Source organism: Pseudomonas sp. 1L-C-7-B-C1 (assembly GCF_057291635.1).
In genome coordinates this window covers 16165-27871 of record NZ_JBXAWH010000012.1, presented here as the reverse complement: position 1 = coordinate 27871, position 11707 = coordinate 16165, and the positions used below count along the sequence as shown (strand labels likewise).

Annotated in this window: 10 protein-coding genes; 8 read left to right on the top strand and 2 right to left on the bottom strand. The window is 62.4% G+C overall.

Annotated elements, in window-relative coordinates; genetic code table 11:
• Positions 1 to 145: 145 nt before the first annotated feature.
• From nosR to AC0Z8Z_RS18440, 5 genes are all read left to right on the top strand, one after another.
• On the top strand, positions 146 to 1525 hold the full coding sequence (gene nosR, locus AC0Z8Z_RS18460; protein ID WP_205483728.1) for a response regulator c-di-GMP phosphodiesterase, NosR family: 1380 nt from the start codon (positions 146 to 148) through the stop codon (positions 1523 to 1525).
• Between the two features lie 147 nt (positions 1526 to 1672).
• Positions 1673 to 3067, top strand: coding sequence for a UDP-glucose dehydrogenase family protein (locus AC0Z8Z_RS18455; RefSeq protein ID WP_485620071.1), 1395 nt, complete (start codon positions 1673 to 1675; stop codon positions 3065 to 3067).
• Positions 3068 to 3391: 324 nt separating this feature from the next.
• Complete coding sequence (locus AC0Z8Z_RS18450) at positions 3392 to 3700, top strand: winged helix-turn-helix domain-containing protein (protein ID WP_485620070.1); 309 nt, start codon at positions 3392 to 3394, stop codon at positions 3698 to 3700.
• A gap of 260 nt (positions 3701 to 3960) precedes the next feature.
• On the top strand, positions 3961 to 6657 hold the full coding sequence (locus tag AC0Z8Z_RS18445; protein ID WP_485620068.1) for an ATP-binding protein: 2697 nt from the start codon (positions 3961 to 3963) through the stop codon (positions 6655 to 6657).
• Positions 6658 to 6853: 196 nt separating this feature from the next.
• A complete protein-coding gene (locus tag AC0Z8Z_RS18440) occupies positions 6854 to 8275 on the top strand; it encodes a sugar porter family MFS transporter (RefSeq protein WP_122534716.1) in 1422 nt (473 codons plus the stop codon).
• A 12-nt stretch (positions 8276 to 8287) separates the two neighbouring features.
• Here the strand turns inward: AC0Z8Z_RS18440 and AC0Z8Z_RS18435 are convergent, their stop codons facing one another.
• Both AC0Z8Z_RS18435 and AC0Z8Z_RS18430 read right to left on the bottom strand, forming a co-directional pair.
• Positions 8288 to 8983: a tRNA (adenine(22)-N(1))-methyltransferase gene (locus tag AC0Z8Z_RS18435; protein ID WP_485620067.1), complete on the bottom strand. Its 696-nt coding sequence runs from the start codon at positions 8981 to 8983 to the stop codon at positions 8288 to 8290.
• Positions 8984 to 9106: 123 nt separating this feature from the next.
• Positions 9107 to 9496, bottom strand: coding sequence for a RidA family protein (locus tag AC0Z8Z_RS18430; protein WP_485620066.1), 390 nt, complete (start codon positions 9494 to 9496; stop codon positions 9107 to 9109).
• 129 nt (positions 9497 to 9625) lie between these two features.
• On the opposite strand from AC0Z8Z_RS18430, the gene AC0Z8Z_RS18425 reads away from it, so the two are divergent.
• The 3 genes from AC0Z8Z_RS18425 to AC0Z8Z_RS18415 all read left to right on the top strand — a co-directional run bounded on the left by AC0Z8Z_RS18425 (position 9626) and on the right by AC0Z8Z_RS18415 (position 11706).
• Positions 9626 to 10561 carry a LysR family transcriptional regulator gene (locus AC0Z8Z_RS18425; RefSeq protein ID WP_485620065.1) on the top strand — a complete coding sequence of 312 codons (936 nt, stop codon included), beginning with the start codon at positions 9626 to 9628 and terminating at the stop codon, positions 10559 to 10561.
• 7 nt (positions 10562 to 10568) lie between these two features.
• On the top strand, positions 10569 to 11054 hold the full coding sequence (locus AC0Z8Z_RS18420; protein ID WP_485620064.1) for a GNAT family N-acetyltransferase: 486 nt from the start codon (positions 10569 to 10571) through the stop codon (positions 11052 to 11054).
• Positions 11055 to 11124: 70 nt separating this feature from the next.
• Positions 11125 to 11706 carry a TetR/AcrR family transcriptional regulator gene (locus AC0Z8Z_RS18415; protein WP_485620063.1) on the top strand — a complete coding sequence of 194 codons (582 nt, stop codon included), beginning with the start codon at positions 11125 to 11127 and terminating at the stop codon, positions 11704 to 11706.
• The last annotated feature ends 1 nt before the right edge of the window (position 11707 follow it).

Sequence of the window (11707 nt, the reverse complement as noted above, 5' to 3'; positions counted from 1 at the left end):
GGCTGGATTTATATTGCGCAAAAGCCGCGAGGTCTCGTCATATCTCAACTAACCTTGCGGCATTCAGCTGTCCTGTCGGCAATCATGCCAGTCGGCATGGCAGTCACGACGCGGGTCACGATGTCAGTACGAGCGAGGGTCGATCATGGAAGCCTCAGCCAGTGTTTCAGTGCAGCAACGCCCCACCCTCCTGTTGGTGGACGACGAAGAATCGATTCTCAACAGCCTGCGCCGCCTGCTCCGCGAGCAACCCTACGATGTGTTGCTGGCCACCAGCGGCGAACAGGCCCTGGCGATCATGGCGCAGCGGCCGGTCGATCTGATCGTCAGCGACGCGCGCATGCCGGGCATGGACGGCGCGGCGCTGCTGGCGCGGGTCTACAGCCTGTACCCGGACACCACGCGCATCCTGCTGACCGGTTACGCCGACCTCGAAACCATCGTCAAAGCCATCAACCAAGGCCATGTGCATCGCTACATCGCCAAACCCTGGACCGACGAAGAGCTGCTGCTGACCCTGCGTCAGTCCCTGGCATTCCAGTTCTCCGAACGCGAAAGACAGCGCCTCGAACAGCTCACCCAGCGGCAGAACGATGAGCTGAAAAGCCTCAACGCCACCCTGGAAAAACGCGTGCTGGCGCGCACCGCGGAGCTGCAGCAGACCGCCGACATGCTCGATCTGGCCTACGAGGAGCTCAAGCACAGTTACGCCACCGGCACCGAGGTGTTCTCGATGCTGGTCAACCAGCGCCTGCCTGCGGACAAGCAGACCAATCGCCAGGTGATCGACCTGATCAATGCGTGCAGCAACCACCTCGATCTCGACGAGTCCACCCGCCGCGACCTGTGCATGGCCGCCGCGCTGTACAACATCGGCAAACTGGGCTGGAGCGACGCGCTGATCAATACCCCGTCGGACATGGTCAGCCACGCCGACCGCGAGACCTGGCGCACTTACCCGCGGCAGAGCCAGTCCTTGCTGATGACCCTTGAACCGATTCAGGACGCCGCCAGCCTGATCCTTCATCACCAGGAGCGCTGGGACGGCAGCGGCTTTCCCGCGCACCTCAAGGGCGAGGCAATTCCGTTCGGCGCACGTTTGCTCAAGCTGGCGGTGGACTTCATCGAACTGCAGCGCGGGCTGATCCTGGAACGGCACCTGAGCAGCGGCGAGGCGTTGCTGTTCATCCGCCGCTACGCCGGGAAGCTCTACGACCCGGGGCTGATCGAAGACTTCGCCAAGGCCTGCGCCGCGTACCTGGACGACGCGGTGCTCAACGACCCGACCGTCAAGGCCGTCACCACCCGAGAGCTGGTGCCGGGCATGACGCTGGTGCGCAACTTGAACGCGGACAACGGCATGCTGCTGCTCAATGCGGGCAAAGTGGTCAACGCCGCGCTGATCGAAAAGCTGGCGGCTTTCGAGGCCATCGACAACAAAGCCCACTACAGCATTTTCGTGCGGCTGCCCGAGCCTGTTCCCGGTTCGGAGCCGCCGAAAACCCACTGGACTCAGGTCGGGTGAAAGCTGCCGTTTGAAGGCAGCCCCTCGTTTTATTTTTTTGCAACGTTCACGGGATCGAAAACTGTGGGTGTCACGCTGGTCGTGACGAGGGCGCCGAACCTCAGGCTCCGGCGCCTTTTCAGCACTCCTCCACAGGGCTTTTCCCCAATGAAAATCAGCGTTTTCGGTAGCGGCTATGTCGGTCTGGTGCAAGCCACCGTGCTTGCAGAAGTGGGCCACGACGTGGTCTGCATGGATATCGATCAGGCCAAGGTCGAGCAGTTGCGCCAGGGCCAGGTGCATATTTTCGAGCCGGGGCTGGCCGGCCTGGTGCGCGAGAACCTGGAGAACAAGCGCCTGCAGTTCACCACCGACACCCAGCTTGCCGTCGAGCACGCCGAGGTCTTGTTCATCGCCGTCGGCACCCCGTCCCGCGATGACGGCTCAGCGGACCTGAAGGGCTTTTTTGCGGTCGGCGACGCGATTGCGACCTACCGCGCCGAACCGCTGATCATCGTCGAAAAGTCCACGGTCCCCGTCGGCAGCGGCGACGCCCTGCGTGCACACATCGACAAAGCCCTGCGCCAGGCCGGGCGCTTGTTGCAGTTCGATATCGTCTCCAACCCGGAGTTTCTCAAGGAAGGCTCGGCGGTCAACGACTGCCGGCGCCCGGACCGGATCGTCATCGGTTGCGATAACGACGCCGTGCGCAAGGTCATGCGTGAGCTGTACGCGCCGTTCAACCGCAACCACGACCGGATCATGTTCATGGACCTGCGCAGTGCCGAGCTGACCAAATACGCGGCCAACTGCATGCTGGCGACCAAGATCAGCTTTATCAACCAGATCGCCGAACTGGCCGAGCACCTGGGCGCAGACGTCGAGTCCGTCAGGCTGGGCATCGGCGCGGATTCGCGGATCGGCTACGACTTCATCTACCCCGGCTGCGGCTATGGCGGCTCGTGCTTCGGCAAGGACATCCGTGCCCTGATCCACAGCGCCCGGGAGGCTCATTGCTCCAACGACCTGTTAGCGGTGGTTGAGGCCATCAACGAGCGGCAGAAGAACAAACTCTTCGAACGGGTGAATGCGTTTTACCAGGGGGATCTGCGCGGAAAGACGTTCGCCTTGTGGGGCCTGGCGTTCAAACCGAACACCGACGACATGCGCGACGCGCCGAGTCGGGTGCTGATGGAAGCCTTGTGGGAGGCAGGCGCCACCGTGCGCGCGTTCGACCCGGAGGCCATGCAGGAGACGCAGCGCCTTTACGGCAACCGGAAGGATTTGATTCTGATGGGGACCCCCGAATCGGCGTTGAACGACGCTGACGCGTTGATCATCTGCACCGAATGGCAGCAGTTCAAGGCTCCGGATTTCGAGCTGATCCAGCAACGCCTCGCCGCGCCGGTGATCTTCGACGGCCGCAACCTGTACGACACCGAGCGGCTGGGACGCAGCGGGTTTCATTACTACCCGATCGGGCGCGGAGAATCCTGCGAACTGCCGATCCCGCAGAAACAATGGCTGCCGTACAAAAGCGTGGCAGGGGGTTCGATGGTGTAGCCGCTGGCCCCTTCCCGGCTAAAGCCGGTCCCACGATTGCTTGCGGCGCCAGTCCCCCTGAATGGACGCGACGCTTTTAGTGGGACCGGCTTCAGCCGGGAAGAGGCCGGTGCGTGCGCCATGGATTTCGCGGTGCTAAACCTGACGCCTTCCCGGCTGAAGCCGGTCCCACAAGGTGTTCAGTGCCTGTCCCACTATTGAGTACGGCGCCATTCCAGAATTAATGACGGCGCCAGCCCCACGAGTTCTTCACACCCCCCAAACCAATTTTTGACAATGGCGGCCCTACTATCGCGCGACTGTCGAGAGGGTGGGATCGTTTATATGCTGGTTGTTGAAGATCTGGTGCTGGATACGGCGAAATACCGGGCCCTGCGCGCGGACAAGCACCTGAGACTCAACCCCACCAATATCGACATACTGGCGCTGTTGATGCTCAGAAGCCCCGCCATTGTCAGTAAACAAGAAATTGCGGAGATGCTCTGGGGCGATCAAGCTCCCCACAAAAGCACCGGCCTCGGTACTCGCGTGCATCAAATCAGAAAAGTCGTCGACGACGGTTTCGCCTTTCCTCTGGTCCACACGGTCTATGGCGTGGGCTATCAGCTCTGCAAGCAAGTTATAAATCCCTGAAAGTCGCCTGACGGCTTCCGCGTGTCGCAGGGAGGGCGATACTGACCCTGCCTGAGCCTGTCCATTCAAGGTGTCTCCTCATTCGCGCGGCCTCCAACGGTCTGCCACACATCGGCAAGCATGACTGTCACACTGGGGATCTGCACCCTGATGGTGGCTTGGTGCTATCCTGCTGATACGCGCCGTTCATCCCTCTGTGGAAATCTATTCCATTCCCTCCAGTCCCACTTTTTTGAAATTACAGCGTCGAGAAGTCGCCCATGATGTCGGACAACGTACAAATCTGGACCTTGGACTTCCTCCTTGGCGGGGGCGAAATGGGGCAGCTGATCCGGGACTTCGACTGGGCGTCGACATCGCTGGGCGATCCGGCAACCTGGCCACAGTCGTTGCGTTCGGCCATCAGCATTTGCCTGCATTCGAGTTTCCCGACGGCCATCTACTGGGGCGCGGATTTCTGCCTGCTGTACAACGACGCCTGGGCACCGATTCCGGCAGACCGACATCCGGCCGTGCTGGGCCGCCCGGCGCGGGAAGTCTGGTCTGCCATCTGGGACGTCGTCGGGCCGCAACTTGAAGCGGCGGTCAGGAATGCAGAAGGCTTCTCGGCGTTCGACCAGCTGTTGATGATGGAGCGCGGCGGAAAGCTGCACGAGACCTGGTGGAACTACAGTTTCACGCCGATCCGAGGCGAAGACGGGCGCATTGCGGGAATCCTCAACCAGGGTCACGAAGTCACCGAACGGGTCCTCGCGGAGCAGCGCAAGGCGCAGGAGCTGGTCCGCCAACGCAAGATGTTTGAACAGGCGCCCGGTTTCATCACCATCCTCGCCGGCCCCGAGCACCGCTTTGAATTCGTCAACCAGTCCTACACTCGGCTGTTCGGCGAACGTGACTACATCGGCAAAACCATTTACGAGGCGTTCCCGGAGCTGGGCGGCCAGGGGTTTTACGAATGGCTCGATGCGGTCTTTACCACCGGCGAGCGCCTAGTGCATCAGAGCACGCCGATCCAGCTCAGTCATCCCGACGCCCCGTGCGAAGTGCGTTATCTGGATTTCATTTATGAGCCGCTGCTCGATGAGACAGGCCAGGTCACGGGGATTTTCTGCGAAGGCTACGACGTCACCGAGCCGCATCTCTCCCGTGCAGCACTGGAAGCCAGCGAGGCCGCGTTGCGCGAGGAAACCCGCACCCTGGAAACGCTGAACCGGGTCAATGCGCAGCTGGCCCTGGAGCTGGACCTCAAGCGGCTGGTGCAAACGGTGACCGATGCCGGCCGCGAGATGACCGGCGCCGAGATCGGCGGGTATTTTCACAACGCCGCGAGCGATCATTTTGACCTGTTCACACTGTCTGGTGCCCAGTCACGGGAACTGACGCGGTTGCCAGGCCCGCGCGCCAGCCCGGTGTTCTCGCCGGCATTCCTGACCGCAGGCGTCATGCGTTCCGACGACCTACTGTTGGACCCGCGTTATGGGCGAATTTCCCCGCATTTCGGCCTGCCGACAGGGCATGTGCCGCTGCGCAGTTATCTGGCGGTGTCGGTTGTGTCTCGCTCCGGCGAGGTACTGGGCGGCCTCTTTTACGGCCATCCCGAGGCCGGCCAGTTCACCCCGCGCCATGAAAAATTGATGTCGGCACTGGCCGCGCAGGCTGCCATCGCCATCGATAACGCTACGTTGTTTCAACAGGTTCAGAGCGCCAACGAAACCCTCGAACAGCGGGTGCTGGCCCGTTCCCAGGAATTGTCCGAGGCCCATTTGGCCCTGCGTCAGGCGCACAAGATGGAAGCCGTGGGGCAGCTCACCGGCGGCATTGCCCACGATTTCAACAACCTGCTCGCCGGTATCATCGGCAGCCTCGAAATGATCGAACGACGTATCGCCAGCGGCCGGGTCGATGGCCTGGACCGCTACGTCAACGCCGCCCACGACTCGGCCAGTCGCGCCGCCACCCTCACTCAACGGCTGCTGGCGTTCTCCCGTCGTCAGACCCTTGATGCCAAGCCTACCGACGTCAATCGGCTGGTGGCAGGCATGGGTCAGCTTATCGCCTCCACCATCGGCCCTTCCATCAGCATAAGGACCATCGCCAGCGGCGACCTGTGGCTCAGCAAGATCGACGCACCGCAGCTCGAAAGCGCGCTGGTCAATCTGACGCTCAACGCCCGCGACGCCATGCCCAGCGGCGGCGAACTCACCGTGCAGACCCGCAACGTTTCGGCTGACAGCGTTCCGGGGGTGGCGGCGCAGCTGCCCGCAGGGGACTTCGTCGAAATCAGCGTCAGCGACACTGGCACCGGCATTGCCCCGAACATCCTCGACCGGATCTTCGACCCGTTCTTCACCACCAAATCCATCGGCCAGGGCACAGGCCTGGGGCTGTCGATGATCCACGGTTTCGTTCACCAGTCCGGTGGCACCATTCAGGTGTGCTCGACCCAAGGCGCCGGCACGACGATCTCGCTTTACTTGCCGCGCTACCTGGGTGACCGCCAGCAGACGCCGGCGCGCTGCCCGTCGCAGACCCACAGCCGCGGCGAAACGGTGCTGGTCATTGACGACGAGCCACACGTGCGCATGTTGATGTGCGACGCCCTGCGCGAACGCGGGTACCAGGTCAGCGAAGCCATGGACGGGCCATCGGGCTTGCACATGCTCCGTTCGATGGCATCGATTGATCTGCTGGTGACCGATGTCGGCCTGCCCGGCGGCATGAATGGCCGACAGGTCGCCGACGCGGCCCGCACCCTGCTGCCTTCCCTCGATGTGCTGTTTGTCACCGGTTACGCGGAAAATTCGGCGGTGGGCGGCGATCAACTGGAGTCCGGCATGGCCGTGTTGCTCAAGCCGTTCGGGATGGACAGCTTCGCGCAAAAGGTCGGCGAAATCCTCGCAGCGGCGGCGCCCCGGGACACCACCCAAGCCACCTGCGATGTCGTGGACGGCTGCTGAATCCGGTCGGCCCCGGGCAAGGTCATACGATAGCGTCCGTCGCCCGGAGAATGGGGGGCTTTGGTCCGGCGTATCCGCCCTCGACCAATCAGTCAGTTTTTTTCACCCTGTCACGGAACTCACAGGGCCGGCATGCCCCTAACCACGACGTCAGCGAACCGGCAAAACGCCGGTTCCACGAGAGGTTTAGGTTTCCATGTCTTCCAGCACCCCATCCGCCGCCATAGGCCAACCAGACGAGCAGCGCACGTCGCCGCGTCGTCTGATTTTCATCTCGGTCCTTGTCGCCACCATGGGCGCACTCGCTTTCGGTTACGACACGGGGATCATCGCGGGCGCCCTGCCCTTCATGACCTTGCCCCTAGACCAGGGCGGTCTAGGCCTGAACCCGGTCAGCGAAGGGCTGATCACTGCATCGCTGATCGTCGGCGCCGCCTTCGGCTCACTGGCCAGCGGTTACCTCTCCGACCGTTTTGGCCGACGCGTGACCCTACGCATGCTGTCGCTGTTGTTCATCGTCGGCGCCCTCGGTACGGCAACCGCGCCTTCGGTGCCGTTCATGGTCGCCGCGCGTTTTCTGCTGGGTATCGCCGTTGGCGGTGGCTCGGCGACGGTGCCGGTGTTCATCGCCGAAATCGCAGGCCCTTCACGCCGGGCGCGGCTGGTCAGCCGCAACGAGCTGATGATCGTCAGCGGCCAGTTGCTGGCTTACGTGCTGAGCGCCGTGCTGGCTGCGTTGCTGCACACCCCCGGCATCTGGCGCTACATGCTGGCCATCGCCATGGTGCCGGGCGTGTTGCTGCTGATCGGTACGTTCTTCGTGCCGCCGTCGCCGCGATGGCTGGCCTCCAAAGGCCGCTTCGATGAAGCGCAGCACGTGCTCGAGCAACTGCGTGACACCAAAGACGCCGCCAAGCGCGAAGTCGAGGAAATGAAAACCCAGGAAAAACAGGCCCACAAGCACGTCGCCGCTCGCGAGTTGCTGCGCCAGCCATGGGTGTTGAAGCTGTTGCTGATCGGTGTCGGGCTGGGCTTTACCGCGCAGTTCACCGGCGTCAACGCGTTCATGTACTACACGCCGATCATCCTCAAACACACCGGCATGGGCACCAACGCTGCGCTGACTGCGACCATCGGCAACGGCATCGTCTCGGTCATCGCGACCTTGCTGGGGATCTGGGCCATCGGCCGTTACGGGCGTCGTCATCTGCTGATGACCGGTCTGGTCATCGTGATCATGATGCAGGCGGCGCTGGGTAGCGTGCTGATGTTCATGCCGCAGAACCTGACCCAGAGCTATGCCGCACTGGCCTGCATTCTGGTGTTCCTGCTGTTCATGCAGATGTGCATCTCGCCGGTGTACTGGCTGCTGATGTCCGAGCTGTTCCCGATGCAGGTGCGCGGGCTGCTGACCGGCACCGCGGTGTCGATGCAGTGGCTGTTCAACGCGACCGTCGCGTTCCTCTTTCCGATCGCGGTGGACACCCTCGGCAACCCGACCTTCTTCGTGTTTGCGGCGATCAACATCGGCTCGCTGATCTTCGTCTTCCTGTGCCTGCCGGAAACCAAGGGCAAGTCCCTTGAGCAGATCGAGAAGCACATGAAGAAGGAGCTTTGACGCCCCGAGCGTTCAGCCGAGCAATTCGGTGATCCAGCGCACCTGCTGCGCGGTGTCGCGAAGCTTGTCTTCCGGCACCGCCTGCCGCGCCCGCTGCAAGTCAGCCAGGGTGCGCAGTTTATAGGGCAGCACGCGCCGCCACTTTTCCAGAAACGCCGGACTGCGCGCCGGCATCAGCAACGGCCCGAAGTACAGCGCTTCGAGGCTGTATGCCACCGGCCCAGTGTGTTCGGCAACGATGATTTCGTAGTCGAAGCGGTTCTCCCGCAGGATTTCTTCATGGACGATGCGGTAACCGTTGTCCATCAACCACTGGCGCAGCTCAGGCTCGCCGCCGTTGGGCTGCAGGATCAGGCGCTCGCTTCCATTGAGACGCGATTTGCCCTTCTCGAAGATGTCGCGAATCGTCTCGCCGCCCATGCCGCAGATACTGATTGCGCTAATGCCGTCTTCCGCCTCAATCGCCGCCAGGCCATCGGCCAGACGCACACGGATGCGCGCCTCGAACCCGTTCTCGCGAACGGTACGCTCCGCCGCCCTGAACGGCGTCGCCGCCACCTCCCCCGCCACTGCCATCGCAATGAGCCCACGGCGCATCAATGCCACCGGCAGGTAGGCGTGATCGGAGCCGATGTCGGCCAGTCGCGCGTCGGCCGGCACCCGCGCCGCCACCCGCTCCAGACGCCTGGACAATGTGTGTTCGTTCAACGTTTGCAGCCCCTTCTCTCGCCACCGCCCGGCACGGCCTGCCGAAACGGGGCGTGAGTCTGTCGGGCTGTGGCGAGGATTTCAACTGCGTTGACGCGTGGCCGGCGGATTGAGCGTCGGGTGCTAAGGCAGCTTGGCGATGACCTTGATCTCGAAATCGAAGCCATACAGCCAGGTCACGCCGACGGCCGTGATGGTCGGGTGCGGCGCTTCGCCCCAGAACTCCGGCACCACTTCCCAGGCCGTTTCGAAGGTCGACTGCGGATCGACCATGAACACGGTGACGTCAATCACGTCATCGAAGGTGCAGCCGGCGGCGTTGAGAATGGCATTCAGATTTGTAAATGCCAGCCGGACCTGGGCGCGCAGATCAGGCTCGGGCGAGCCGTCTTCGCGGCTCCCGACCTGGCCCGAGACAAACAGCAGGCCATCGGATTTGATCGCCGGCGAGTAGCGATTGCGCTCATACAAAGCGTGGCGGCCGGGCGGGAATACAACGTCACGAACAGTCATGTGCTTCTCCTTCAGCGGAGCGGGATGCTCCGAGGTTTCGATGGGCAGACTGTAGGGCGACGGATTCGCTGGATAAACCAGCAGCACTGATCAAGACTGTTTGAATTCCCCAAACAATCAGGTGACGCGATGGACCGTTTCGACGCGATGCAGGCGTTCGTCCGAGTCGTGGAAACCGGCAGTTTCACCAAGGCCGCCGGTACGTTACACATGAGCAAAACCACGGTGACGCAACTGGTGCAGCAGCTTGAAGCGCGGCTGCGGGTCAAGCTGCTCAACCGCACAACGCGCAAGGTCAATGTCACGGCCGACGGCGCGGTGTTCTATGAACGTGCATTGCGCGTACTGGCGGATCTGGACGATGCCGAAACCGGTCTGTCCGCCGCCTCCGCCGCGCCACGAGGGCGGTTGCGCGTCGACGTGCCGAGCCCGTTCGCACGCATGGTGCTGATCCCGGCGCTGCCAGACTTCCACGCACGCTACCCCGACATCCAGATCGACCTTGGCGTGAGCGACCGGATGATCGACCTCATCGGCGAGAACGTCGACTGCGTGGTCCGCGGCGGCGAGCTGACCGATCAATCGCTGATGGCGCGGCACATCACCGACCTGAAGCTGGGCGTTTACGCGGCGCCGACGTATCTGCAGCGCGCGGGCACACCAAACCACCCCCGTGACCTCGAAGAACCGCAGCACTGCATCGTCGGTTACCGCTGGGCGCGCACCGGGCAGCTGTTCCCGATGGTGCTGCAGCGGGACGGCGAAACGGTTCAGGTGCAAAGCCGCTATTTGCTCACGGTGGACGACGGCAACGCTTACCTCGCGGCAGGGCTCGCCGGCATGGGCGCCCTCTGGCTGCCGCAGTACATGGCCGAGCCGTCCGTGCGCAGTGGTGGATTAGTGTCGCTGTTCAAAGACTGGCAGCTGGAATCGATGCCGATGTACGTGGCCTTCCCGCCCAACCGGCACATCAGCATCAAGCTGCGGGTGTTCATTGACTGGGTTGTGGAGTTGATGAGTGACGGGTACAAGAGCCCATCTCCCGTGACGATCAAACAAGGATAAAGACACGATGGACCAAGTGATCAGCTACCGAGAAGCCACGGTCGAGGATGTGGCGACGATCTGCGAATTGGGGCAGCTACTCAACGCCATTCACCACGCCGAGCGGCCCGATATTTATGCGGCTGAGACACTGGATTACACGCGCGACGCCCCTCACTGGTTGAGCTTTTTGAATAACCCGGAGCAGGTTATTTTCCTGGCGTTTGTCGGGGACCGGGCGGCAGGGTTTGTCAGCGCGGGAATGTTTTCAGCCGGCGGGCCATTGATGCAGCCCATGGCGTTCGCGCGGATCGGCTCGGTGTGCGTGGCCCAGGTTTACTGGGGGAAAGGCTTGGGGCGTGGGCTGATTGAGCAGGTACAAGCATGGGCGCTGGAACGCGGCGCCCAGGATATTCGACTGTCGGTGTGGGGCTTCAATACACACGCGCGGCGGTTGTATGAAGAGCTTGGGTTTGAGACGCGGGCGTTTGAGATGGGGATGCGCCTGACATGAGCACCGTTCATCGCGGGCACCTGACACTTTGTAGACGACCGGTCAGTTCTTTATTAAGGTGCTGCGCATTATGAAGAAACCCAACCTGGAAATGCGCCAACACATCATCGACGTCGCCAAGTCGTTGATGACCCATAAGGGCTACACCGCCGTGGGCCTGGCTGAAGTGGTGAGCGCGGCGGGCGTGCCCAAGGGCTCGTTCTACTACTACTTCAAATCGAAGGAAGAGTTTGGCGCCGCGTTGCTTGATGAGTACTTCTCCGAGTACCTGGGCCGCGTCGACACCGTCATGACGCGATCAGGCAGCGGCGCTGAAAAGCTGCTGGCCTACTTCGACTACTGGATCGAAACCCAGGGCACCGATCATCCGGAAGGCAAATGCCTGGTGGTCAAGCTGGGCCCGGAAGTCTGCGACCTGTCCGAAGACATGCGCAGGGTGCTGGAGGCTGGCACGGCGAAGATCATCCAGCGCATCACCGCCTGCGTGGACATGGGCCTGGCAGACGGCAGCCTGCACATCGAAGAAGGCAGCGAAGCCTTCGCCGAAACCCTGTACCAACTGTGGCTGGGCGCTTCCCTTCTGGTGAAGGTCAACAAGTCCACCACGTCCTTCGACACGGCCATGAGCCTGACCCAGCGCCTGCTCCGGTAGC

Bases quoted from the DNA above. Each gene is read 5' to 3' on its own strand.
- nosR (WP_205483728.1), top strand. From the start codon at position 146: ATGGAAGCCTCAGCCAGTGTTTCAGTGCAGCAACGCCCCACCCTCCTG.
- AC0Z8Z_RS18455 (WP_485620071.1), top strand. From the start codon at position 1,673: ATGAAAATCAGCGTTTTCGGTAGCGGCTATGTCGGTCTGGTGCAAGCC.
- AC0Z8Z_RS18450 (WP_485620070.1), top strand. From the start codon at position 3,392: ATGCTGGTTGTTGAAGATCTGGTGCTGGATACGGCGAAATACCGGGCC.
- AC0Z8Z_RS18445 (WP_485620068.1), top strand. From the start codon at position 3,961: ATGATGTCGGACAACGTACAAATCTGGACCTTGGACTTCCTCCTTGGC.
- AC0Z8Z_RS18440 (WP_122534716.1), top strand. From the start codon at position 6,854: ATGTCTTCCAGCACCCCATCCGCCGCCATAGGCCAACCAGACGAGCAG.
- AC0Z8Z_RS18430 (WP_485620066.1), bottom strand. From the start codon at position 9,496: ATGACTGTTCGTGACGTTGTATTCCCGCCCGGCCGCCACGCTTTGTAT.
- AC0Z8Z_RS18425 (WP_485620065.1), top strand. From the start codon at position 9,626: ATGGACCGTTTCGACGCGATGCAGGCGTTCGTCCGAGTCGTGGAAACC.
- AC0Z8Z_RS18420 (WP_485620064.1), top strand. From the start codon at position 10,569: ATGGACCAAGTGATCAGCTACCGAGAAGCCACGGTCGAGGATGTGGCG.
- AC0Z8Z_RS18415 (WP_485620063.1), top strand. From the start codon at position 11,125: ATGAAGAAACCCAACCTGGAAATGCGCCAACACATCATCGACGTCGCC.